General features: G+C 64.3%; 27 protein-coding genes, 1 other RNA gene, 1 pseudogene and 1 riboswitch. Of the genes and pseudogenes, 16 read left to right on the top strand and 13 right to left on the bottom strand.

Annotated features, from left to right (window positions below):
- Nucleotides 1–52: 52 nt before the first annotated feature.
- On the bottom strand, nt 53–1,132 hold the full coding sequence (locus NG697_RS12365; protein ID WP_252614341.1) for a hypothetical protein: 1,080 nt from the start codon (nt 1,130–1,132) through the stop codon (nt 53–55).
- A gap of 242 nt (nt 1,133–1,374) precedes the next feature.
- A complete protein-coding gene (locus NG697_RS12360) occupies nt 1,375–2,196 on the bottom strand; it encodes a hypothetical protein (protein WP_252614340.1) in 822 nt (273 codons plus the stop codon).
- A gap of 291 nt (nt 2,197–2,487) precedes the next feature.
- Between NG697_RS12360 and NG697_RS12355 the strand changes: the two genes are divergently transcribed.
- The 16 genes and pseudogenes from NG697_RS12355 to NG697_RS12280 all read left to right on the top strand — a co-directional run bounded on the left by NG697_RS12355 (nt 2,488) and on the right by NG697_RS12280 (nt 14,543).
- Complete coding sequence (locus tag NG697_RS12355) at nt 2,488–3,249, top strand: NYN domain-containing protein (RefSeq protein ID WP_252614339.1); 762 nt, start codon at nt 2,488–2,490, stop codon at nt 3,247–3,249.
- Between the two features lie 101 nt (nt 3,250–3,350).
- Nucleotides 3,351–3,782, top strand: a complete 432-nt coding sequence (locus NG697_RS12350; RefSeq protein WP_252614338.1) for a hypothetical protein — start codon at nt 3,351–3,353, stop codon at nt 3,780–3,782.
- Between the two features lie 229 nt (nt 3,783–4,011).
- A pseudogene (locus NG697_RS12345) lies at nt 4,012–4,320 on the top strand (CpaF family protein); the annotation flags it as partial.
- Nucleotides 4,320–5,174 (top strand): type II secretion system F family protein, encoded by an 855-nt coding sequence (locus NG697_RS12340; protein ID WP_252614337.1) that lies wholly within the window; start codon nt 4,320–4,322, stop codon nt 5,172–5,174. The pseudogene NG697_RS12345 and the gene NG697_RS12340, both read left to right, overlap by 1 nt.
- On the top strand, nt 5,171–6,112 hold the full coding sequence (locus NG697_RS12335; RefSeq protein ID WP_252614336.1) for a type II secretion system F family protein: 942 nt from the start codon (nt 5,171–5,173) through the stop codon (nt 6,110–6,112). The genes NG697_RS12340 and NG697_RS12335 overlap by 4 nt, the downstream gene beginning before the upstream one ends.
- A gap of 81 nt (nt 6,113–6,193) precedes the next feature.
- On the top strand, nt 6,194–6,460 hold the full coding sequence (locus NG697_RS12330) for a hypothetical protein (protein ID WP_252614335.1): 267 nt from the start codon (nt 6,194–6,196) through the stop codon (nt 6,458–6,460).
- Nucleotides 6,461–6,484: 24 nt separating this feature from the next.
- Entirely contained in the window at nt 6,485–6,907 is a 423-nt protein-coding gene (locus NG697_RS12325) for a TadE family protein (RefSeq protein WP_374209922.1), read from the top strand.
- 73 nt (nt 6,908–6,980) lie between these two features.
- Nucleotides 6,981–7,373, top strand: coding sequence for a hypothetical protein (locus NG697_RS12320; RefSeq protein ID WP_308293088.1), 393 nt, complete (start codon nt 6,981–6,983; stop codon nt 7,371–7,373).
- Between the two features lie 64 nt (nt 7,374–7,437).
- Nucleotides 7,438–7,851: a pilus assembly protein TadG-related protein gene (locus NG697_RS12315; RefSeq protein ID WP_252614423.1), complete on the top strand. Its 414-nt coding sequence runs from the start codon at nt 7,438–7,440 to the stop codon at nt 7,849–7,851.
- A gap of 63 nt (nt 7,852–7,914) precedes the next feature.
- The gene (prfB, locus tag NG697_RS12310) at nt 7,915–9,033 is read left to right on the top strand and encodes a peptide chain release factor 2 (protein WP_058931963.1); all 1,119 of its coding nucleotides are present in this window, start codon (nt 7,915–7,917) and stop codon (nt 9,031–9,033) included.
- Nucleotides 9,034–9,208: 175 nt separating this feature from the next.
- Entirely contained in the window at nt 9,209–10,003 is a 795-nt protein-coding gene (ftsE, locus tag NG697_RS12305) for a cell division ATP-binding protein FtsE (protein ID WP_252614333.1), read from the top strand.
- Nucleotides 10,000–10,914, top strand: a complete 915-nt coding sequence (gene ftsX, locus NG697_RS12300; RefSeq protein ID WP_252611675.1) for a permease-like cell division protein FtsX — start codon at nt 10,000–10,002, stop codon at nt 10,912–10,914. Before ftsE ends, ftsX begins: the two co-directional genes overlap by 4 nt.
- A gap of 27 nt (nt 10,915–10,941) precedes the next feature.
- Complete coding sequence (locus NG697_RS12295; protein ID WP_252611677.1) at nt 10,942–12,348, top strand: peptidoglycan DD-metalloendopeptidase family protein; 1,407 nt, start codon at nt 10,942–10,944, stop codon at nt 12,346–12,348.
- 87 nt (nt 12,349–12,435) lie between these two features.
- Nucleotides 12,436–12,906 (top strand): SsrA-binding protein SmpB, encoded by a 471-nt coding sequence (gene smpB / locus NG697_RS12290; RefSeq protein WP_056343258.1) that lies wholly within the window; start codon nt 12,436–12,438, stop codon nt 12,904–12,906.
- An 87-nt stretch (nt 12,907–12,993) separates the two neighbouring features.
- Nucleotides 12,994–13,362: a transfer-messenger RNA gene (gene ssrA / locus NG697_RS12285) on the top strand.
- A gap of 203 nt (nt 13,363–13,565) precedes the next feature.
- Nucleotides 13,566–14,543, top strand: a complete 978-nt coding sequence (locus NG697_RS12280; protein WP_252614332.1) for a S1C family serine protease — start codon at nt 13,566–13,568, stop codon at nt 14,541–14,543.
- A 4-nt stretch (nt 14,544–14,547) separates the two neighbouring features.
- On the opposite strand, the gene NG697_RS12275 is transcribed toward NG697_RS12280, so the two are convergent.
- The 11 genes from NG697_RS12275 to NG697_RS12225 form a co-directional block, all read right to left on the bottom strand.
- A complete protein-coding gene (locus NG697_RS12275; RefSeq protein WP_185260969.1) occupies nt 14,548–14,685 on the bottom strand; it encodes a hypothetical protein in 138 nt (45 codons plus the stop codon).
- 81 nt (nt 14,686–14,766) lie between these two features.
- A complete protein-coding gene (locus NG697_RS12270; protein ID WP_056343264.1) occupies nt 14,767–15,135 on the bottom strand; it encodes a hypothetical protein in 369 nt (122 codons plus the stop codon).
- A 43-nt stretch (nt 15,136–15,178) separates the two neighbouring features.
- A complete protein-coding gene (locus NG697_RS12265) occupies nt 15,179–15,574 on the bottom strand; it encodes a fluoride efflux transporter FluC (protein ID WP_252600147.1) in 396 nt (131 codons plus the stop codon).
- The gene (locus NG697_RS12260; protein WP_252600123.1) at nt 15,574–16,008 is read right to left on the bottom strand and encodes a fluoride efflux transporter FluC; all 435 of its coding nucleotides are present in this window, start codon (nt 16,006–16,008) and stop codon (nt 15,574–15,576) included. The genes NG697_RS12265 and NG697_RS12260 overlap by 1 nt, the downstream gene beginning before the upstream one ends.
- Nucleotides 16,009–16,722: a metal-dependent transcriptional regulator gene (locus NG697_RS12255; RefSeq protein ID WP_252614331.1), complete on the bottom strand. Its 714-nt coding sequence runs from the start codon at nt 16,720–16,722 to the stop codon at nt 16,009–16,011.
- A 31-nt stretch (nt 16,723–16,753) separates the two neighbouring features.
- Nucleotides 16,754–17,512 (bottom strand): class I SAM-dependent methyltransferase, encoded by a 759-nt coding sequence (locus NG697_RS12250; protein WP_252614330.1) that lies wholly within the window; start codon nt 17,510–17,512, stop codon nt 16,754–16,756.
- Between the two features lie 106 nt (nt 17,513–17,618).
- The gene (locus NG697_RS12245; protein ID WP_252614329.1) at nt 17,619–19,058 is read right to left on the bottom strand and encodes an aminotransferase class V-fold PLP-dependent enzyme; all 1,440 of its coding nucleotides are present in this window, start codon (nt 19,056–19,058) and stop codon (nt 17,619–17,621) included.
- 35 nt (nt 19,059–19,093) lie between these two features.
- A riboswitch (SAM riboswitch) is annotated at nt 19,094–19,207 on the bottom strand.
- 159 nt (nt 19,208–19,366) lie between these two features.
- Nucleotides 19,367–20,179 carry a histidinol-phosphatase gene (gene hisN / locus NG697_RS12240; RefSeq protein ID WP_104061136.1) on the bottom strand — a complete coding sequence of 271 codons (813 nt, stop codon included), beginning with the start codon at nt 20,177–20,179 and terminating at the stop codon, nt 19,367–19,369.
- Nucleotides 20,180–20,231: 52 nt separating this feature from the next.
- On the bottom strand, nt 20,232–21,347 hold the full coding sequence (rsgA, locus tag NG697_RS12235; protein WP_058931974.1) for a ribosome small subunit-dependent GTPase A: 1,116 nt from the start codon (nt 21,345–21,347) through the stop codon (nt 20,232–20,234).
- Nucleotides 21,331–22,731, bottom strand: a complete 1,401-nt coding sequence (gene aroA / locus NG697_RS12230) for a 3-phosphoshikimate 1-carboxyvinyltransferase (protein WP_252614328.1) — start codon at nt 22,729–22,731, stop codon at nt 21,331–21,333. Before aroA ends, rsgA begins: the two co-directional genes overlap by 17 nt.
- 6 nt (nt 22,732–22,737) lie before the next feature.
- Nucleotides 22,738–23,274 carry a DoxX family protein gene (locus NG697_RS12225; protein ID WP_252600117.1) on the bottom strand — a complete coding sequence of 179 codons (537 nt, stop codon included), beginning with the start codon at nt 23,272–23,274 and terminating at the stop codon, nt 22,738–22,740.
- Nucleotides 23,275–23,577: the final 303 nt, after the last annotated feature.

The following is a 23,577-nucleotide window of genomic DNA, read 5'->3' as shown; positions in this document are numbered from 1 at the left end:
GCTGCTTCTTGAATGTCACGCATGGGAAGTAATGACCGCGTTTGCCTCGGCATCAACAGGACCGAGTCGCCTCGGGTTCGCGATTGCTTAAATACGTCAGTGTCGCATCGATTAATTCAGTCAGATCCCGGGCTGAGGCCCGTTCGAAGTCGATGTCGACAATCGCCTGAAAGCGGAGTGCTCCATCACCGAAGAAGCCCGGGGTGACGGTCCTTCGGTTGTTGGTCTTCCTGCCTTGGAGAGGGGCAGCCTTCATCCCGTGGACGATGACCTGCTCCCAGTCACCCTTGGCTCCAGGACGGCTCCTCTTGTCTCGGCTCAGGAGTTCCGCGAGGTCTGGCCGCACTGTCTTCAGATAGGCATGGAGGCTCGCGAAATCGATGTCGGCATCCATGCTGATTGCCAGATCATAGGCGGCACGGCGCACTTCTTCATCCTCGACGCTGTCTGGTGGCCGAGCGTCAAAATCCACGCCGAACCGTAGTTCGCCGCCGCGCTTTGTTTCCCACCAGCGGACCTCAGCCATGAAACAGCGGTCATTTCCCTCGCCACGAATCGGTGTCCGGCCCTGGATGATTGGCAGTCCGCCTCCGCTGGTCACACCGGCCCAGGCCACTCGGTTGTGCTCCTTCAACTCGTGCGCGATCTGGCGGGTCACCACACGCGCCAGGAACTTCTGGTTCAGAGCGCTCAGGGGCAGCCAGCTCGCCTTGGATCTTGCTTCGAACACCGCCGAGATCATCTGGTCCCAGGTGCGTAGCACGCTGGCGGCCTCGCTCGCCAAACCGCAGGCCAGTTCGTCGTCGGCGAACTCCCAACGGTGGACGAGGTCGCTCAGGCCGAGGAAGCTCCATCGCCCGGCATTGTTTCTCAGCCTGAGCTTGTCCGAGGCCAAAGCGGCCAAGAAGAGGTCTGGGCGGGAAGATAGCGCCTCGTACTTCTCCTGCTGTTGATTGCTCATCAGGTGTCCAAGCTTCACCTCGACCACCGCTGATCGTGAGACGGAGGTCAGTAATAGGTCAGCGTTGTTGGCTTTCCGCACCTCGCGGGAGACCTCGTCCGGTACGAAACCGACGAGTTCAGCCCAGGGCGATGCGTCACGGTCGCTCAGGAATTGAATAAGATCGGACACGCTCGTCTCTTGAGCCAGAAGACGGCCCAAGCCTCTGTTCCGGACCCAAGGTGTGACAGATTTCCCCATAGGGTTAGCATGGCCCACGCGTCCCAGGATTTGCTGGCACGACACCTCCGCCAAGCACGTTCCGCATCACCTGCCAACGCAAGTGAGACCAGAGGATGTTCTCAGTTCCAGACCATTTGCTCGAACCTGCCCGACTCGTAACCGCGCAACAACCCTTGCAAACGGGCTGTGACTTAGGCCTTGTCCTTCGCCCACCACAGAAATTCGGCAGCATGCTGCTGGTGGCGGAAGCCGTCACCCAGAAGCGCACGCAGCAAATCATTGCTCCACAGGATCAGGCGTCCTTTAGTCCAGGTGGTCGTCTCAGGGGCGGGCAGTTCGAGGCCCCAGAGGGATCGGGCGATTTCTCGTTTACCGGCCAAACCGGTGTACATGAGGATTGTCAGGTACTCCTTGGGATAGACGATGCAGAGGACCTTCGTGAGCAGGGATTCCTTGAAACCCTTCATCGCATTAGGGGTAGCGTCGTTGATGAGCGCAGTAAGGCGGTCCTCCAGCGCGGACGGCGAAGGGCCGCGAAGCAGATACTCGATTGTCCTGCGAACTTGTGCAGCTGCGGCGTGAGCACCCATTTCGTTCCAGGCTTCATTGAAGACAGACATGTTTCCCGGGTTCGCGCCGACATTGGAGTTGGCGAAGTCCTTCAGATCCTGCGGGTTGGCCTTCGACAGGCCTTCGGCGCTGAACACCTGCTGATATTTGCTCCAGTAAGGGGCAACGTTCGGCACAGGTTCAGGTTCACGCCGCAGAAACTCCGCCTTGAGTTCATCGGCCCGTGCCAATTTCACCGTATCGACATCCCCGGGCTTAGGGAACTGCGCCTTTATCTCCTCCAAAGTAGGCAGCGGTCGCGTCTGCCGGGCGGCCTCACCGCGGAGCCACTCGTCGCCGCAGTTTGTGCACTTGACCTTCTTCTGCGTCCCGGTCAACCGTTCGACGAGCTCCACGTGCTCGTCTGTCAGGCAGCTGGCGCACTCGAGGAGATCAATTGCCATGGGAACTTACCTTCCGGAGACGAGGAGATGTGTGGGCAACCCAAACGTTAGCAGTCCCTGCCCCGCACAGTTTGGCGGCAAGGGCAACGGCCCGTGCCTGCAAAGCTGTCGTGCGGAGGTCGCATTTGCATTCCAAGATGCAAAGTTTGTCGATCAGAATGACTCCACGGGGGACTGGTTGGATCCGGCGGCAAGACCAGCCCGCTAGAGAAGCTCTTTCGGGAGCCAGCAAATTGCCAGGCACCGTGCGGCTGGTTTGACGGTGTCCCTGTCCGGCGGCATGCTCAACAGGTGAAGCCTGAAGAGAAGCGGATTGCCCTGCTCATCGATGCCGACAATGCGCCGGCCTCAAAAATAGATGTGGTCCTGGCCGAAGTGGCCCGTCACGGGGTCGCCAACGTCAGGCGGGCATATGGTGACTGGAAGAGCCCGCACCTACAGCAGTGGGAGGCCGCCCTCCACCCATATGCCATCAGGCCCATGCAGCAGTTCGCCTACAGCACTGGTAAAAACGCTGCTGACATGGCCATGGTGATTGACGCGATGGACTTATTGAGTGGAGGCTCGGTCGACGCCTTCGCTCTTGTCTCAAGCGATGCCGATTTCACTCCGCTGGTTATGCGCATCCTGGCAGATGGACTCAAGGTGTATGGGTTCGGCCAAAGAAAAACCCCCGAGCCCTTCGTCAACGCCTGCTCGCTCTTCACCTACGTTGAAGGACTGGGGCAGTCACCCACCAGCCTGGAGGCAATGGTGGAAGCGCCCGCTGAACCCAAAAAACTACGCGGGAACACGCGTCTGGTGCTCTTAATGCGTAACGCAGTTGAAGCCGCAAGCGGTGACGACGGCTGGGCGAACCTGGCTGCGGTGGGAAGCCAGATCGGAAACCAGGCGTCGCTCGACTCCCGCAATTACGGCTACAGGAAGCTAAGCGATCTGATTGAGGCAATAGGGCTCTTCGACCTCAAAAGAGAAAACCAAAAGCTCCTGGTCCGCGATAAGCGCTCAGTTTCCAAAAACTCTGCCGCAGTCGAGTACCCGTTGGCCCGGTAGGGCTGTCGTTCGAAGAAAGGGGAGCGCTGGGCATGGAGCGACAACCGGAACGGTACAGAAGGTGGTTCGGGCCTGGGGTGCGCGGGACGGTCTGGCTGGTAGTGGCCGCAATGCTGGGCTTTATCATCGTCAGATCCATCTTTAATCCGCTGAATTACCAGTCCGACAAGCCTCTGGCGATCCTGGCATTTTTTATCTTCCTGTGTGTGATGCTTCTGGTCTCCTTGCGCAGTGGCTACCGCGGCCTCCAGCGGTCCTGGAACAAGCTTCCCGACCCGGTTAGCCCATCTTCATTCCTGCTCAAGGCCACGTTTTTGCTGGCCCTCGCCGTCGTTCTGTTCTGCGCTGAAGTCGTCGCGGTCAGCGACCTGATTTCCGCGGAGAAGATAACAGTGGCGGGCACGCCGGACCTGCGGGCGCTGGTGTTCACCGTTGTGGTCGTATCGATTCCAGCCCTGGCCTTGGGAGCGGCCGGCACAGGCTACATCGTGTTGTACGTGGAGCATAGGACTGCGTTGAAGAAAGGCCAGTAATATCCGGTGGCTGGCCCGTCCGGTCTGAAGAAAAGAACCACCCTGTCCTTCCGGTCAGGGGGACACTCAGACCCGATCCCGTTTTGGCTCGCCTGTCCTGGGAAAACAGGAGAGGTTCCACCTTGAGCACAGTTGCAGGTTATAGCTGCGGTCTCTTGTTGCAGCCCTGAGTGCTACGCCGCGAAGTGAACTACTCTGGCGGGCAGGTACACGTCATGGTTGCACTATCCCTGACGCCGTCACCAAGATTTGCACGCTTCCGCTACTCGCAGGCGAAAATATCTCGTCTGCCTTCGTGGTTCCCACGGTGGCGTCCTGCATCGACCTCGTGGTCCACTGCAGCAGGCATGCCAATGGCCGCCGCCAGGTAACAGAGATCCTCTCCCTCGGCCGGAGGGTGGAAAACGGCATCATTGAGTCCTCCATGGTTTTCGCCATGGAGGACGGCCAGCTGCAGCCGCGGGCCAACTCCATGCCCGCGGCGGAGAAGTTTTCCCGGGCAGGGTACGACGTCGCGGCGCTGCTGGAGCCGCGCTGATGGCGCCTCTGTTAGGGGTGCTTGCGGGCGCCGGGCTCTTCCTGATCTGGTGGTCGTTCTGGGAAAAGCCGGCAGCGCTGAAGCGCCGGCCGAGGGCCAGCCGCCTCGAGGACCTGTTGGCCTCCGCCGGAATCGAAAAGGTCACGGGGACGGGCCTTGTGGCCTCATGCTTGGGATTGGGCATTTTTGTCGCTCTCATTTTCTTTGTGGTCAGCCGGTCCTGGCCGATATCCGTCTGCTTCGGACTCTTCGGCGCGTGGCTGCCCGTCAGCATTGTCCGGTGGCGGGCGAACAGGAGAACCGCCGTCCTACGCCAGCTCTGGCCGGACGTGGTAGACCACCTGCGCTCAGCCATCCGCGCGGGGCTTTCACTGCCGGAGGCCCTTATCCAGCTGGGGGAGAAGGGCCCCGAGGAGCTTCGGCATGTTTTCCGGGAATTCGGAGCCGACTACCGCGCCGGCGGGCAATTCGATGCATCTCTTAATAAACTCAAGGACCGGCTGGCGGACCCGGTGGCGGACCGGATCGTCGAGGCACTGAGGCTGACACGTGAAGTTGGCGGTTCGGACCTGGGGAAACTGTTGGGCACGCTCGCGGAATTTCTTCGAGAAAATGCGCGGACCCGAAGCGAGCTCGAGGCCCGGCAGTCCTGGACTGTCAATGCCGCCAGGCTCGCGGTTGCCGCTCCCTGGATCGTAATGCTCCTTCTGGCCACCAGGCCTGAAGCCGTGAACGCTTACAACACACCCATGGGAGCCGGCGTCCTCCTCGGCGGGCTCGTTGTGTCGCTGTTCTGCTACTCCATCATGCTCCGCATTGGGGCCCTTCCGCAGGACGAACGGGTGCTGCGATGAACGGGATCTCGGCGGCTGCGATTGTGTGCGGCATCGTCCTCGGGACGGGTCTGTGGCTACTCTTCGTCCGGTTGCCCTTTATGCGGCCGCTCACATTCGTCGAGCGCATCGATCCGCAGCTGAAATCGCAAAACCTTGAATCGCGGCTTTTGCGGGCCAGCGGACAGAACGCCACGCCATTCGGACCGTTGGAACGGATCGTGCGTCCCCTGCTCCACGACGGACTCGCAGCCTTGGGGAAGCTGAACCTAGGATCAAAGGCGCTGACCCGCAGGCTCGCCCAAGCCGGCATCAACAAATCACCCATAGATTTCCGGGCCGAACAGCTCCTCTGGGCCGCCGCTGGATTCGCCGCCGCCGTGGCCGCCGTGGTGCTGGGCGCGGTAGCCGGCCGGTTCAGTCCATTCCTCGCGGTTGTGGCCGTCCTCGGAAGCGCGCTCGGCGGCTTTCTCTTCCGTGACTTCTGGTTGGGCGTCCAGATCAGCAGGCGGGAATCCCGGATGATGGCGGAGTTTCCCAGTCTTGCCGAGCTCATGGCCCTGGCTGTCGGTGCCGGTGAAAGTGCCACGGGGGCCCTGGACCGCGTCTGTCGCAGTGCCAGTGGCGAGCTGGCCAAGGAGTTTTCCAAGATTCTTGCTGAGACCAGAGCGGGAAAACCGCTGGTGGAAGCGCTCCAGGAGTTTTCCTCGCGGACAGATCTGGGGCCGCTCGTCAGATTTGTCGACGGAATCATCGTCGCGGTCGAGCGGGGCACACCCTTGGCAGATGTGTTGAGGGCTCAGGCCCAGGACGTCCGGGACACGGCAAAACGGGACCTCATGGAGTCGGCGGGCAAGAAAGAAATTGCCATGATGGTTCCTTTGGTCTTTGGTGTCCTGCCCTTAACAGTGGTTTTCGCAGTGTTCCCCGGCATCGCGGCCATCAGCCTTGGACTTTAGCCATGAGCATCGCCAAGCCGTCACAGCCACTAACCGCCACATGACTTCCACCGCGTCATTTACACAACGAATGGGACCGAAATGAAAAACATGGGAATCTCGGGCAGCCTTCTGCTCCTCGCTTTGCTGGCCGGCCTGTGGGCATGGACCGGTGAAACTGTGTCAGGCCGGAGGTACGCAGCGACAGATCCCGACGTGCCGGCACAAGACCACCCGGAACGTGGCGACGTCCCCGGTTGGGTGATGATCACCTTAATGTCCGCAGTCTTAGTGGCGGCGTTGCTGGCTCTCGCCGGCCCAGCCCTCGAAACGATGTTCAACCAGGCCATGGACAAGGTAGGAAAGTAAGTCATGCTGGGCGCCAGCCAATGCATGCCCAGCCGGGAACCGTGCCAGTCCCGGATCGGCGCTGAGCCGGGCTGGCGCACGGATGAACTCGGTTCTGCCGTCGTGGACTTCGTCTTCGTGGGCGGCCTGCTCACCATGTTTTTTCTGGCGATAATCCAGCTGACCCTGGTCCTGCACGTCCGCAACACACTGATCGACGCGGCAGCCTCAGGGGCACGTTATGGAACCCTCGCAGACCGGGGAGCGTCAGATGCCCAGGAACGGGCGGCGACGCTCATCGAGACTTCCCTGAACGCTGAGTTCGCGCAGGACATCACAACTGCCGAAGTTACGTTCCAGGGCCTGCGGACCCTCGAAGTGACCATCAAGGCTCCCATGCCCGTCATCGGGCTGATCGGCCCCCGGGACCTGCTCGAGGTGAAAGGCCATGCCGCAATCCAGCCCTAACACCTGGCGTTCCTGCCTACGCAAGCGATTCAGCGAGGCGCTCCGCAACGAGCACAGGGAAGAGGGGAGTGCCGTGGTCGAATTCACCTTCCTCGCGCTGCTCCTGATGGTCCCATTGGTCTACTTCATCATCACCGTGGGACAGATCCAGGGTGGGTCCTTCGCCGTGGTCGGCGCCGCCGACCAGGCCGCGAAGGTGTTCGTCGCCCAACCGGATGCAGAGTCTGCCCAGGCTGCTGCCGAACAGGCAGCCCTCATCGCCCTCGCGGACTTCGGCCACGATGCCGAGCAGGCACGCGTATCCACCCGCTGCGACCCTGCCGACTGCCAGGCTGCGGGCACGGCCATCACCGTCACGGTCAACCTCACTGTCCCGCTGCCCTTCGTGCCATTCAACGAGGATTTCAGGCTCAAGGCCAGCGAAGTTGAAGCCTCGTCCACCCAACTGGTGGGCAGGTTCCGGTGACCCAAAAGTGACGCAGAAAGCGATCCCCGAAGCCACGCAGAGCGATCCAGGTGAGGGCGGCCAGATGACCGTCATGATCATCGGCTACGTCGCGCTGGCCCTCCTGGTGGTCACAGTGGTCATCGGCATCTCCAGCGTCTACCTCGAACACAAGCGGCTGTTGTCCCTGGCCGACGGCGCCTCGCTGGCCGCCGCCGACAGCTACACCTTGGGCGAGGTCAGGGGAGAGGGCGGGAGCCCCTCAACCGTACTGGGCCCTGGACGCGTCCGCAGCGTTGCGGCCGACTTTATCGCCCGGAGCCCGTCGTCGGCCCGGTTCGACGGGTTAGCCGTTTCAGCGGCGACCGGCAGCCCTGACGGGTCCACCGCCGTCGTGGTTCTCAGCGCTGTTGTCCACCCGCCGGTGGTGAACTTCCTGGTGCCTGATGGCATCAGAATTGAAGCGGCCTCCACGGCCCGTTCCCGGCTCACGCGCTGACCGGAAGCGGAGAAGCCAGGAGAAGTCCGGCACTCCAGCCGGATAGCGTAGGCTTAAACAACCATGGCCAATATTGATTTTTCCGCAGAAATCCGCGCTCTTCGCGCCACCTACACCTCCATCGAGCGAGTCAGCGATGTTGAGGCTCTGAAGGAAGACATCGCCGAACTGAGCGAACGCGCCGGCGAGCCGGACCTGTGGGATGACCCCGCCGCGGCGCAGAAGATCACCTCCCGCCTGTCGCACCGCCAGTCCGAGCTGGAGCGGCTGAACCGGCTGGTATCGCGGATCGATGACCTGGAAGTGCTGGTGGAGCTTGGCCAGGACGAGGATGACGCCGATTCCATGGGCGAAGCTGCAACCGAGTTGGAGTCCATCAGGAAATCCCTGAAGGAACTCGAGGTAGTGACGCTGCTTTCGGGAGAGTACGACGAACGTGAAGCCGTGGTGTCCATCAGGGCCGGGGCCGGCGGCGTGGACGCCGCAGACTTCGCCGAAATGCTCATGCGTATGTACCTTCGCTGGGCCGAACGCCACGGGTACCCCACCACCGTCATGGACACCTCCTACGCCGAAGAGGCGGGACTGAAGTCCGCAACGTTCGAAGTCAAGGCACCGTATGCGTTCGGCACGCTCAGCGTCGAAGCAGGAACCCACCGCCTGGTGCGGATCAGCCCGTTCGACAACCAGGGCCGCCGCCAGACGTCCTTCGCCGCCGTCGAGGTCATTCCGCTCATCGAGTCAACGGACTCCATCGACATACCGGACAACGAGATCCGTGTGGATGTGTTCAGGTCCTCCGGTCCCGGCGGGCAGTCGGTTAACACCACCGACTCCGCCGTCCGGCTGACCCACATCCCCACCGGCACCGTGGTGTCGATGCAGAACGAAAAGTCGCAGCTCCAGAACCGGGCAGCAGCCCTGCGCGTTTTGCAGTCCCGGCTCCTTCTCCTGAAGAAGGAGCAGGAAGACGCCGAAAAGAAGGCGTTCGCCGGCGATGTCAAGGCATCCTGGGGCGATCAGATGCGCTCCTACGTCCTGAACCCGTACCAGATGGTCAAGGACCTCAGGACCGAACACGAGGTAGGCAACACCTCCGCCGTGTTCGACGGCGAAATTGACGACTTCATCGACGCCGGGATCCGCTGGCGCACCGACAACCGGAACGCCGAGAAGTCGTAGCTGCAGTGCCTACCCGGTAGCCCTGATCGCGCGACACACCCCCGAAGCCCCCGAAAACCGGCCAAAAGCCTGCGTATAGTCGAGGAGCCGGAGCTCTACTTCCCCCAAACGAATGCCCGTGCGCCGGCTGCAGATCTGGGCTGTATCAGCCGTGCCCTGCAGGGTAATTAGGGCCATGATCCGATTCGAAAATGTCACCAAGGTCTACGACCATACGGCCCGGCCTGCGCTGGACGATGTCAGCCTTGAGATTGACCGTGGTGAATTTGCCTTCCTCGTCGGCGCTTCCGGATCCGGAAAGTCCACCTTCCTGCGGCTGGTGCTGAAGGAAGACCGGGCCTCCTCGGGCGCCGTGTACGTCGCCGGGCAAAACGTCGCCAAGATCTCCAGCTGGCGCGTGCCCAGGCTCCGCCGCGGCATCGGCGTGGTCTTCCAGGACTTCCGGCTCCTTCCGCAGAAGAGCGTGTTCGCCAACGTAGCCTTCGCGATGCAGGTCATCGGCAAGAGCCGCAGCGTCATCCGCGACACCGTCCCCGAAGTCCTGAAGACCGTGGGCCTGGAAGGCAAGGAAAACCGCCTTCCGCATGAGCTTTCCGGCGGCGAGCAGCAGCGTGTGGCCATCGCCCGTGCCGTAGTCAACCGCCCCGGCATCCTCCTCGCCGATGAACCCACCGGCAACCTGGACCCCACCACCTCCATGGGCATCATGGGCGTGCTGGACAAGATCAACCAGAACGGCACCACGGTGGTCATGGCCACGCACGACGACGACATCGTCAACGAGATGCGCAAGCGCGTTGTAGAGCTCAGGAACGGCATCGTCATCCGCGACGAGGCCAAAGCTTTGTATACCTCGATGATCCCCGTGGTGGGCCAGTCCCGCCGGCTCAGGGACGCCAGCGGCCGGGACGAATCCCAGCCGCCCGCATTAGGGGAACGCAATCCGGGCGCAGGGGAGGAGCAGCGATGAGGTTGGCTTTTGTCCTCGGTGAGATCGGCAGTGGCCTGCGGCGCAACGTCTCCATGGTGGTCTCGGTCATCCTGGTCACCTTCGTCTCACTGACGTTCGTTGGTGCCGCAGGCATGCTGCAGCTCCAGATCAACCAGATGAAGGGCTACTGGTACGACAAAGTCCAGGTTGCCATCTTCCTCTGCAGTGACGGTTCGACGGCGGCCGGTTGCGCCACCGGGCCGGTCACGCCGGAGCAGCAGGACAACCTGCAGACCCTGCTCGAATCACCCGCCGTGGCCCAGTACGTCAACGATTTCCAGTACGAGTCCAATGAAGAGGCCTACAAGCACTTCAAGGACCAGTTCTCCAATTCTCCCATCGTCGATTCCGTCACGCCGGACCAGCTCCCGTCATCCTTCCGGATCAACATGAAGGATCCGGAAAAATACCAGATCATCAGCGAGACGTTCTCCTCGCAGCCGGGCGTCGAAACCGTCATTGACCAGCGCCAGTTGCTCGAGCGGCTCTTCTCCGCCATGAACGCCGCTTCCCTAGTGGCCGTCAGCATCGCCGGCGTGATGATTGTCTGCGCCATCCTCCTGATCGCCACCACCATCAGGCTCTCGGCCTTCAGCCGCCGCCGCGAGACCGGGATCATGCGGCTGGTGGGCGCTTCCAAGATCGTCATCCAGCTGCCGTTCATCCTCGAGGGCGTGATTGCGGCGGTGATCGGCGCCGCCCTGGCATCCGGCACGCTGTGGGCCGTGGCGCACTTCTTCCTGGGGGAATACCTGTCCAAGCAGTATCCGGACACGGCGTTTATCTCACCGGGCCAGACGCTGATTCTTGCGCCAGCCTTGCTGATCCTTGGCGGATCTTTGGCAGGAATTTCGTCTCTCTTGACCTTGCGCAGATATTTGAAGGTTTAGGCTGTGCAAACCGAACAAGGAATCCTGATGAACGAATTGCACCGAACTGCGCCCCGGCACCGGGCCGAACGCCGACGACCTGCAGGCCGCCGCGCCGGCCTGATCAGTGGCCTCCTGGCCCTGCTCCTCGCCGCCAGCATGGGTGCGTCAGCCCCGGTGGCGCACGCCGATGAGCTCGATGACAAGCGTGCCGCCCTCGAAGCTGAGGCGGCCCGGGTTCAGCAGTCCCTGGAATTCGTGGACTCACGCATCGCGAAGGCCGCCGGCGACCTAGTGATCTACCAAGGCCAGCTGCCGGGCGCCCAGCAGGCACTCCTGGAGGCCCAGGGGCGCGTGGCCAGTGCGGTCAAGGAAGTCGAAGCCCTGACGGCGCGGGTTGACCTTGCACAGCAGAATAAGGCCATAATCACCCAGCAGCTTGAGGCTGACAAGCAGAAGATCGCGGACACCAAGAAGCTGATCGGCCAGATCGCCACCCAGGCCTATAAGTCCGGAGGCGTGCCGTCGAACCTGACCCTCTTCTTCGGGGCAAACAACGGCGGCAGCCTGACCGACACCATGGACCTCGCGGACCAGGCCATGCGCAGCCAGAACGCCGCCATGGACAAGCTGTCCCAGCAAAGCGCCACAAATGTGAACTCGCAGGCCCGGCTCGAAGCCGTTGAGGCAGAAATCAGGGACCTCAAAGCCAAGGCAGACGCCGCCTTGGAACGGGAAAAGGCTGCCCGTGACGAGGCGGCTGCCAAGAAGGCCCAGGTTGACCAGCTGATCGCCGACACAACAAGACTTGACGCTGAACTCCAGGCAGCGAAACCTGGCATTCAGTCCCAAATGGCGGCGGTTGCAGCAAGCCAGAACGCCATAGCCAACGAGATCGCCGAACGTGACCGCAGACTCCGGGAGGCCTGGGAAGCAGAGCAGCGCCGCCTCGCTGAGGCTGCTGCTGCCGCCGCACGGGCGCAGGGCCAGGCCGAGCAGCCGTACGCCCCGGTGACCGGATCGCCGTCGGCCTTTGGCTTGCGGCATCCCTTCTCGGGCGACGTGCCCATCACCTCCGGCTTTGGCTGGCGCTCAACCCCGCCGGGAACCATCGACTTCTACGGCACCGGCGGTTACCTCCACACCGGCATCGACTTCGGCGCCGCCTGCGGCACTCCGGTCTACGCAGGGGCAGCCGGCGAGGTCTTCTCCTCAGGCTGGAACTCCGCCGACGGCGGCGGCTGGCGCGTGAAGCTCTCCCACGGAGTGGTGCAGGGCAACTCGCTGACCACTATTGTTTACCACAACGCCAGCGTCGTGGTCTCCAACGGCCAGCAGGTTTCCGCCGGGCAGCTCATCGCCTACTCGGGCAGCACTGGCAACTCAACGGGCTGCCACGCACACTTTGAAACCTGGCTCAACGGGGCCGCAGTGGACCCGATGCGGCTGCTGTAACGCCGGTCCGCGCCTGCCGTACACTGGTATGACTCCGCGCCGGAACGGCCGGAGCCAACCAGGATCCAAGAACTGAGGAGTTCAACCGTGCCCAAAGAAAGTGGCCGTAAAGTAGTGGCCACCAACCGCAAGGCCCGGCATGACTACCACGTGCTGGATACCTACGAGGCCGGCATCGCCCTGATGGGGACCGAGGTCAAGTCGCTGCGCGAAGGCCACGCCTCCATGGTGGACGGTTTCTGCACGTTCTATAACGACGAGCTGTGGATGGAGGGCATCCATATCCCGGAGTACAACCAGGGGAGCTGGACCAATCACTCCGCACGCCGCCGTCGGAAGCTGTTGCTGCACCGTGAAGAGCTCAACAAGATCTCCGTGAAGATCCGGGAGTCCGGCTTCACAGTGGTGCCGCTGCAGCTGTACTTCCTCGATGGCCGGGCCAAGGTGGAGATCGGCGTCGCACGCGGTAAGCGGGAGTACGACAAGCGCCAGACCCTGCGTGAGCAGCAGGACAACCGCGAAGCCCTTCGCGAGGTCCGGGAACGCAACCGCAGGTAGGAATGATTTCCGCCGGGCATGCGTTATGATAGATAGTCCGGCAGGGATTTGTGCGTGCACAGCCCGGCCGGTTTGAAAACAAAATACGGGGATGATCGGTTTCGACGATGTTAGTCGCGACAGGTGAAGCGGGCCGAGGATGCAGAATTATCTCGTAAACGCTGTCTGCAAACCAATAAGTGCCAAATCAAACCGCACTGACTTCGCTCTCGCTGCCTAAGCAGTAAGACAGTCCGTCAGCCCGAGGTTGCTATTGCCCCGGATCCTGGCGTCATTTAGATAGCCACTGCTGCTTGCCTCCGTCATCGGGGCAAACGGGACTCTTAGATGACTGGGCCCGGATCAGCCACCTGTTTGCAGGAGGGCTGGGGCCGAGAAAGTCCGACGCAAACTGCGCCCGGAGAAGCCCTGTTAACACAACATCGGACGGGGGTTCAATTCCCCCCATCTCCACATTTTGAATGTCGCAAGACATTGCCAGAAGACCCGGACCCGCGTCCGGGTCTTCTGGCATTTAAGCGCGGTGTTGAGTGCCCTGTTCACCCACGGCGTAGCTTTTCCGGGACTACGCGGTGCTACCCCGTGGTTGTCGCCAATAAGCTCCGGCGCAGCAGCAGGTCTGGAAGCCGGGGGCAGCAACGCCAGCCAGGAGGTGTGCCATGGAACAGGCGCAGGAACCCAATGCAGCGGCCGACGACGGTCCGCTGGACTCGTATTCGGAGACCGTCATGCGCGTGGCTGAGACGGTCACCCCGCATGTTGCGGCCATTGAAATGACCGGCAACCGCCGTAACGGCCGGTTCCGCATGGGCGCAGGCTCGGCGGTGCTCTTCACTGAAGACGGCTACCTGCTCACCAATTCGCATCTGGTGGCCGGCACCCATCAAGGCCATGCCGCCTTTGCTGACGGCAGCCGGACCGATCTTGCACTGGTGGGGGCGGATCCTTTGTCCGACCTCGCGGTGCTCCACGGCAGGGCACCGAAAGTGGCCCCGGCGCAGTTCGGCGATGCCGAGACGTTGCGGGTGGGCCAGCTGGTCATTGCGGTGGGGAATCCGCTGGGCCTGGCCGGATCAGTTACAGCGGGTGTGGTCAGCGGCCTGGGCCGTGCCATTCCGGTATGGTCCAGTGGCAACCGGCGCGTGATCGAGGACGTCATCCAGACCGACGCAGCACTCAATGCCGGCAGTTCCGGCGGAGCACTGGCCGATACGCACGGCCGCATCGTGGGAATTAATACCGCAGTGGCCGGAGCGGGGCTGGGCCTGGCCGTGCCCATCAACACCACCACGCGGCGCATCATCTCAGCGCTGCTGAAGGACGGCCGTGTCAGGCGGGCTTATCTCGGCGTGGTCAGCACACCTTTCCGGCTCAATGCCAGCGCAGTGATCAGGACGGGACAACGGGACGGGCTGCGCGTGGTGGAGGTTCTGGCCGGTTCGCCTGCAGACCGCGGGGGCCTGCGGGCGGGTGACGTCATCCTGACAGCCGGAAGCCGCCCCGTCAGCAACGCCGAGAGCCTGCAGAAGCTGCTGTTCGCCGATGCGATCGGCCAGCCGCTGCCGATTCGAGTGCTGAGGGACGGCCAGGAAGTGGACATTGTGGCAGTGCCCGAAGAGATGGCCGGGAACGGGTAACCCGCTACCGGCGCTTCTTCAGGTGCGCTACCGGGTCCTGCGGGCCTTCAATCGGGCTCTTGGCCTTCTTTTCCGCGCGTTTTTCCTTGATGGTTTTGACCGGCTTCTTGTGCAGCTGCTGGTGTGGTGACTTGTCCGGCATGGCATGCTCCTTACGACGTGGGACGGGCTGCGTCCCACTTCGTAAAATACGCCTGTTCAGCCCCGAATGTAATGCCCGGAATCAGTCCGGAACTGCAACGTCCGCGATGCCCACGAAACGGGTGCCGACGCCGTCGAACTCGCTCCGGATGAGGCCCGGCCTCAGCGGCGGCACCTCGTCCGGGGCATGGTGCTCGCACACCACATACGTGAATTCCGGCCACCATTTTTTGGGCCGGGCCGCTTCCTCGTAGCCGCAGACGGCACATTCCAGATGCACCCAGACCGGACGCTTGCCGGTCCGGTTGGCCCGCGACTGGATCAGCCATGCCGGTGGGTTGTCCAGGATTTCGCCCAACTCCGCCTCGGTCAGTCGTTTCGGGATGCCATGGCGCTGGGCCATTTCCATCGGTACATCAAGGGCAATTGCTGCGTCGCGTCTGCTAATCATCAGAGTCAACGATACGGGACCGGGACAAACCTGAATGAGTCCCTTACGACGCCAGTGCGATGCCGACAGCCGCCGCGGCAAATCCGGCGGCCAGGTTGGCGCCGATGTTCAGGGCGGCGGCACTGAACCTCGACTCGCTCAGGAGCCGCACCGTGGCGGTGGTCCAGGAGCTGAACGTGGTGAGCCCGCCCGCCAGGCCGGTGGCGACAGCGGTCTGCCACTCGGGGGCAAGGCCGAGCCGTCCGGTGATGCCGATGGACAGTCCGATGATCAGGCACCCGGTGACGTTGACGGTGAGCGTGGCCCACGGCCAGTGCCGCAGCCTACCGCTCGGGCTGACGGCCGTGCGGAGCCCCTCGCGGTGGGCGAACCAGCTGTCGACGGCGAAGCGCAGCAGGGCGCCCGCCATGCCGAACACTCCCACCAGGACCGCGCCCATCACGGCGCTGTCCCCGCCCGGTCACCCTGCAGCCGGTCGGTGAGTAGCCGTCCGGTCCGCCAGCCACCGGCCGCGCCGCCCAGTCCCAGCAGCAGGGATAGCCCCAGGTAGGCGATCCACACGGGATGTTCGCCGGCCCTGGACAGCTGGTCACTCGAGAAAACGACTGCTGAGAACGTGGTGAACGAGCCCAGGAGTCCGGGCCCCAGGCCGGCGCGGAGCCAGAATGCCGTCTGCGGCCGGGCCATCCAGACCGTAGTGAGGGCAGCCAGCACAAAACTTCCGGTGACGTTGATGGCCAGGGTGGTCCAGGGCATTGCCCCCACGGTTTCCGGAAAGGCGAGTCCCAGCCCGTACCGGAGTTCCGTTCCGGCGAGGCCGCCTGCCGCCACGGCCAGCCAGGCCCGCCAATGCGGCGCGCGGACGTTCGTCATTCAGCTGCCGCTGAGGGTGCAGCCGGTATGGGGGTGGTCACTGTGGACCCAGAGCGCCGCGGTGACTTCATCCGCGAGATCGTAGTCCCGCTTCCTGCCGGCGTTGCTGATCCGCACCACCAGCGCTCCGCCAAACGGCTTACGGCCCACTACCTCCACCTCGTCGTCGAGGTCAATTTCCTCGGCCGAAAGATACCGCAGCAGATCAGGGTTCTCGTCGCTGATGCGGGTGATCCGGCCGGTGTGCCCGGGATCGAGTTCGCCGAGGAGGTGGGCCTCGGGCAGGCGCACGGTGCCGTCCGCGGCGGGGATCGGGTCACCGTGCGGGTCGCGTTGCGGGTTGCCCAGTTTTGCCGCCATGCGCTCAATAAACGTGTCCGACACCGCGTGCTCCAGCAGTTCGGCTTCGTCGTGGACTTCGTCCCAGCTGTAACCGAGCTCCTGCACCAGGTAGGTCTCAATGAGCCGGTGCCGGCGCACCATGGACAATGCCAGCCGGACCCCGGAGTCTGTAAGGGTGATGGCGCTGTATGGCTTGTGGTCCACCAGGCCCTGGTCCTTGAGCTTGCGGACCATCTCCGAGACCGAGGAATTGGCCACCCCCAGGCGCTGCGCGAGCTGCGAGGACGTGATGGGTTTGTCCTGCCACTCCGTGAAGCCGTAGATGACCTTGACGTAGTCCTCGATCGAGGAGGAGGGCGCGCTGGTCTTCACGTTTCCAAGCCTACCCGGTGGTCAGCGCCCGTCACGCCTTCGTGGCCCGCCACGTCAACGTCAGGTACGGCAGGCTGATCTCCTCTTCGGCGGCGTGCCCCAGGTGTTCGTGCAGGTACCAGTCGAGGTTGGCGAGGACCTTGCCGCGCGTGGCTTCGCCGGCGCGCAGGTAGTAGCTGCGGGACTTCGTCAGTTCCATGATGTCCGCCGTGCTGAGGCTGTCCTCCCACCGCGTCACATGGCTCTCGAGCCCTTCAAACTCCGGCCCCACCACCGGGCGGAACCCGGGCTTGTAGACGTCGCCCGCGTGCATGATGCGGGACAACCGGTGCACCCACGGAACGGACGTGTCCAGCTGGTTCCAGATCAGCCCCAGCGTTCCGCCGGGCCGCAGGATCCGCGCCAGTTCGGTGCTCGCCGGCAGCGGATCGCACCAGTGCCAGGCCTGCGCCACGCTTACGACGTCGAACGAGGAGTCAGCGAGTCCCGTCGCCTCTGCCGTCCCCTGCGTCGCGTCCGCCGCCGCGTAGTGGGCCCGCAGCTGTTCGAGCATGTCCGGCGACGGATCCACGGCGGAAACCGCCAGGCTGCGTTCCAGTAGAAGGGCGGTGAACTTGCCGGTTCCGGCGCCCACGTCCACGGCGTCCGTGGCCCCGGCAGGGATCAGCCAGTCCGCTGAGTCGGCAGGGTAGCCAGGGCGTACGCGCTGGTAATGTTCGCCGCCGTCCTGGAAACTCTGTCCGAGTTCCAGGCGGCGTCCGTGCTCAAGTCTGGGGCCACCCCGTGCCACGTGCGGCCTCCTTCAACTGAGCCCATCGGTATCCTTCGAATTTACCGCATGGGCCGCAGCCGGGTGGGCAGCGGTCAGGTCAGGAACCAGGGGAGGAAAGCGTCAGTCAGTCGTCAAGGCACGGAGCCGCGCCGGCGGTGCCCGGCGTGTTGGGAGCCCAGTGAGGGTACGTGCGGGAGTCGTTGGCCGGAACCCAGCGGCCCGCGTCCACCACGTAGTCCCAGCCCAGGCCGGTCCGGCGGAGTTGCTCCAGGCCGGCAAGGAGCCGCTGGGCATCCTCCAGCCGTGAGCCCACGCCGAAGCTGGCCCGCAGGGAACCGGAGGGAAGGCCGAGGCGCTTGAGCAGCGGGTGCGCGCAGAAGCGGCCGTCCCGGAGACCAACGCCATGCTCGGCCGACAGGTACGCGGCCACAAGCCCGGCGTCGTACCCTGCCACGGAGAAGTTCACCACGCCGATGGTGCCCGCTTCAGCGTCCGTGTCCGAGAAGATCTGGTGCACGGTGACGCCGTCGATCTTCCCGAGCCCTTCCACCAGGAATGACCTGATGGCTGCCTCGTGGGCGTGCCAGCGGTCGTGGTCCAGGGACGCGATGACCTGGGTGGCGCGGGCCAGAGTGGCCGCGCCGAGGACGTTGGGGGAGCCGCCCTCGTGCCGGGCCGGACCGGTGGCCCAGCTGACGCCGTCGAGCCTGGCCTCGCGGACGGCGCCGCCGCCGGCCAGGTGGGGCGTGCCAGCGTCGAGCCAGTCGGTGCGGCCCACCAGGACGCCGGAGCCGAAGGGCGCGTAGAGCTTGTGCCCGGAGAAGGCGAGGTAGTCGACGTCGTCGGTGCTGATATTGATGCGCCGGTGCGGCGCCAGCTGCGCGGCGTCCACCACGATCCGCGCTCCGTACTCATGGGCGAGGGCGGCCAGGGCCTTGATCGGGAGGATCTCGCCGGTGACGTTGGAGGCGCCCGTGACCGCGAGGAGGCTGACGTTGCCCTGCTCAAGTTCGGCGCGGAGGACCTCGAGGGTCCCCACGATGGTGTCCGCGGCGACAACGCTGCGGTGCGGGACTCCCTGCCACGGAAGCAGGTTGGCATGGTGTTCGATGTCCAAGTAGAGGACATCGCCATTGGGCCGTCCGTCCGTCGCCGGCAGGCAACCCGCCAGCAGGTTCAGCGAGTCGGTGGTGTTCCGGGTGAAGATGACGGAGTCGTCCGGGCGCCCGCCCACAAAGTCGCGCACGATGTCCCGGGCGTTCTCGTAGACGGAGGTGCTGATCTGCGACGCGTAGCCGGCGCCGCGATGGACGCTGGCGTAGAACGGCAGGATCTCGTTGAGGTAGGCCGACACGACGGAGAGGGCGGGAGCGGATGCGCCGTAGTCCAGGTTCGCGTACCGGACATGGCCGCCCTGGATCAGCGGTGCCTGGATTTCCGCCCCGGTGACCGCAGAGAGGGGGCGCCCTGCAATAGCGGCGTCATCGTGGATCAGCGCAGTGGCATTGGCGGGGGCGGCGTTGCTGGGAGAAACAGTGTTAGGGGAGACGGTGGCAGTTGTCACGGAGACCTCACTCTAGAAGGACTCCCGGTAACGGGAATCCGCGCTTGCCGTGTCCATTCCGGACCGGCCTGGTCGTCACCCGGGGCACCCCACCGCGAATGGAGGGTTGCCGGCCAGCAAACCGGGGTTTCGCGCTGGCACTCGTGACCTGTTAAGAAGCCTAGAACATCCGCCGCTGCAGAAAGGAAGCTCGGCCCAATGTTAAGGACTTTGTTACGCGCGTTTGAGGAACAGCCTCATTTGTCGAAGATACGACGGCGGACGCCCCCTTGAGGAGGCATCCGCCGTCGATAATTCGAAGAAAGTGCCTAGAGGAGATCGTCCAGATCCGGGTTCAGCCGCTTGAGCACCTCTGAGTGCAGGATGGAGTTCGTGGCCAGGGCGTTGCCGCCGAACGGCCCGTCCTGTCCCTCCAAGGAGGTGAAGCGGCCGCCGGCTTCCACTACGATGGGCACCAGGGCAGCCATATCGTACAGGTTCAGTTCGGGCTCGCAGGCGATGTCCACGGAACCTTCGGCCACCATGCAGTAGGACCAGAAATCGCCGTAGGCGCGCGTGCGCCACACGTCCTCGGTCAGGCCCAGGAACTCATCCAGGTTGCCGCGTTCCTTCCAACCGCCCAGGCTGGAGTAGGACAGGGAGGCATCCGAAAGTTTGGAGACGTCGGAGACGCGGAGCCGCGTTGCGGCGGCAAGGGACTTGCCCATGTACGCGCCGGAACCCTTGGCGGCCCACCAGCGTTTGCCCAGCGCGGGCGCGCTGACCACTCCCACCACGGGTTCGCCTTCGTCCACGAGGGCGATCAGGGTGGCCCAAACCGGGACGCCGCGGACAAAGTTCTTGGTGCCGTCGATGGGATCAATGATCCAGCGGCGGGAGCCATGGCCCGAACTGCCGAATTCCTCGCCCAGCACGGCGTCGCGCGGACGCGAGCGGGACAGCTGGCCGCGGATGGCTTCCTCCGCGGACTTGTCCGCGTCCGTTACCGGCGTCAGGTCCGGCTTGGTCTCGATGCGGAGGTCCAGTGCCTTGAAGCGGCTCATGGTCTGGTCATCCACGGAATCTGCCAGCACATGGGCAAGGCGCAAGTCATCGTTGTAGCTCGAAGCGGGTTGGATCATGGTTCCAAACTACCGTCTCAGGGCCGCAGTGTTGGGGACATCGGCGTCCCGTCTAGCCGATGCTGCCGAGTTCCTTGGTTTCCTGGCCCACCAGGCGGGGATCCGTGCCCAGCAGCCGTCGCAGGGACGCGAGCCGGGCCGGGCCGGTGGGGCCCGCGTGGCCGGCGGACACCCAGGCATCCACGCCGCAGTTGACGGCCGCGGTGTTGTGCTTGCAGCCACGCTCGCAGGCATCCGTACCCGGCTCCAGGTCCGGGAAGGACCGCAGGATCCGGTCCGGGTCCACGTGGGCCAGGCCGAACGAACGGATGCCAGGGGTGTCGATGATCCAGCTTCCGGCGGGAGCTCCGGTCAGCTTCAGGGCTAGGGCCGACGACGACGTGTGGCGGCCGCGGCCGGTCACGGCGTTCACACCACCGGTGGCCCGTTCGGCCCCGGTGAGCGCATTGACCATGGTTGACTTGCCCACGCCGGAATGACCCAGCATCACCGAGACCTTGCCCTCGAGGTACGCGCGGAGCTGCGAAACTGCGTCACTGTCCAGGCGGGCCGAGAGGCCGTCGTCGGAGCGGGCATCGATACCTGAGGCTTCGGAGTCCGACGTGCGGCTGATGATCACCGGGAAGTCCAGGTGCTCGTAGTTGGACAGCAGTTCCGCCGGATCCTTGACGTCCGCCTTGGTGACGAGCAGCAGTGGCTCAATGCCGGCGTCGTAAGCGGCCACCAGGGCGCGGTCGATGAAGCCTGTGCGCGGCTCCGGGTTTGCGGCGGCCACCACCACCACCAACTGATCTGCGTTGGCCACCACCGCACGCTCGATCGGATCAGTGTCATCGGCGCTGCGGCGCAGCAGGGTCCTGCGGTCCTGGATCCGGACCAGGCGGGCCAGCGTGTCGGGTTCCCCGGAGACATCTCCAACGAGGGAGACGAAGTCGCCGGCAACCACGGGGGAGCGGCGGAGTTCGCGGGCCCTGGCTGCGATGATGATCCGCTCGTCGCCCGAGTCTTCGCCGACGACGGCGGTGTACCGGCCGCGGTCCACGGTGATGATGCGGCCCGTGACGGCGTCGTCGTGGCTGGGGCGGTCCTTCGTGCGCGGCCGGGAGCCCTTTTTGCTGGGCCGGATCCGGACGTCGGACTCGTCCCAGGAATCAGTGCTGCGTGCCACCGGGCGAACCTTCCATGCCGTCGGCGGCAGCCGCGCCCTGGGCCAGCATGTCGGCCCACATCTGCGGGAATTCCGGCATGGTCTTGGCAGTGGTAGCGATGTCCTGGACTTCGATGCCCGGCACCGCGAGGCCGAGGATGGCACCGGCGGTGGCCATTCTATGGTCCGCGTAGCTGTGGACGACGCCGGCGTGCAACTTTGCCGGGCGGATCACCAGGCCGTCGCTGGTCTCCTCCGCGTCGCCGCCGAGGCGGTTGATTTCGGTGACCAGCGCGGCCAACCGGTCCGTCTCGTGGCCGCGAAGGTGCGCGATGCCGGTCAGCCGTGAAGGTCCGCTGGCCAGGGCGCAGAGGGCCGCCACGGTAGGGGCGAGTTCGCTGGTTTCGTCAAAATCCGCACCCTTGATCTCTGGCCCGGCAGTGACGGTCAGGACGCCGTCAGCCAGGCTGACGTCCGCGCCCATGTCCGCCAGGATGCTGCGCCAGAGGTCTCCCACCTGGGTGGTGCCGGCGGGCCAGTCCGGGATCCGGACGGTGCCGCCGGAGGCCAGCGCGGCGGCCAGGAACGGGCCGGCGTTGGAGAGGTCCTGCTCAATGCGCTGGTCAAAGGCGCGGATGGGGCCTGGTGCCACTACCCAGTGGTTCGGCACGGAATCGTCAATTGATACACCGACGCCCCGGAGTACTGCAACGGTCATGTTGATGTGGTCCAGGCTCGGCACCGGTTTGCCCACGTGCTCCAGGTGGAGTCCGTCGGTAAACCTGGCGCCGACCAGCAGGAGGGCCGAGACGAACTGTGACGACGCACTGGCATCGATCACCAGGTGGCCGCCCCGGACTTCCCCGGTGCCTTCCACGGTGAACGGCAGCGACGAGGGGGTCCCGCCGTCGTCCGCGGTCAGGGCCACCCCGAGGGCTTTCAGGGCCTCGATGATGGTGCGCATGGGACGCTTCCGGGCGTGGGGGTCGCCGTCGAAAACGCTCACGCCGTTGCGCAACGCCGCAAGCGGCGGAACAAAACGCATTACTGTTCCGGCGAGGCCGCAGTCAATGTGCGTCCGTGACGACGGCGCCTCCTGGCTCAGGGGCATGACCTCAAGGTCCGGCCCGAACGCGCCGTCGCCGGGCACCTCCGTGATGGTGGCTCCCAACTGGCGGAGGGCGTCGATCATCAACGCAGAGTCCCGGGAATGCAGGGGGGCGCGGAGGCGGGACGGCCCGTCAGCCAGCGCGGCCAGCACCAGGAACCGGTTGGTCAGGGATTTTGAACCCGGCACCGTGACGGTGGCGTTGATGGGCCTGCTGGCGAAGGGGGCCGGCCAGTGCGGAACGGTGCCGGTGGAGCTGTGTGAGTCGGTGGCTGCGGGCGGGGTGGAACCGGTCATCCGTCCTTACGCCCCCGTTGCGTGTTCGACGGCGCGGCGCACGGCCTTGTCTGCCTTGTTAAGCTTTTGGCCGGTGGTCTTGCGGGCGCCGGCGGCGCTCTTCCGGGCGTCCGCGGCGAGGTGCCCGGCACGCCAGGCCAGGCCCGGCTTGCCAGCGGTGTCCACCGAGGCCAGCAGGGCGCCGCCGCTGAGGGAAATGTTCTTGAGCAGCTGGTTCCGGCGGGCCTGGCGGCCTTCCTTGGTGCTGATGTCTGCGCTGCGCCATTCCACAAAGGTGTTCAGGAGCGAGATGACTGTCAGCAGCGTTGCCGAGAGGCGGCTGAACTTGCCCAGGCCGAACAGTACGCCTGCACCCACCTGCGTTCCTCCGATCACCCGTGCCAGCATCTTTTCGTCGGCCTGGAACGGCAGCGACGCGGCTGCCTTCTGCAGGAGCGGCGAGAGCTGGGTGGCGGTGTCATCGGCATTCTTCAGCTTGTCCAGTCCGGCGACTACGAAACTGGAAGCCAGCATGGGGCGGGCGAGAGTACGGACAAAGGACATGGATTTCCTCCTGGCTGGACGAACCGCACCGGATGCGGCGGAGTCCGTTCTAGTCTTGCACTTTTGGGGAATATTTGCCTGCCGCCAGCGGTTATGGTTTGCGGGTCCGCCGAACACCGGACGAATTGACTCATCATGGATTCCCCGGCAGGTATTTGCCTGGAACACTATGGCCTGACACAGACTGGAGTTGCCCTTGAGGTTACTGAAGGACGGGACGGAGCCCGCCGGACCCGTAGCACTGCAGACTCTGGAATCCGATCCTCCGGAGTACGGATCGCCGCGTGCCAAGGCCGTCACAGT

Origin of the sequence: Pseudarthrobacter raffinosi, from assembly GCF_023913835.1 — a bacterium.
Classification (GTDB): domain Bacteria; phylum Actinomycetota; class Actinomycetes; order Actinomycetales; family Micrococcaceae; genus Arthrobacter; species Arthrobacter raffinosi.
The sequence above is the reverse complement of the archived record's forward strand: the minus strand, read 5'-3'. Positions and strand labels throughout refer to the sequence as shown.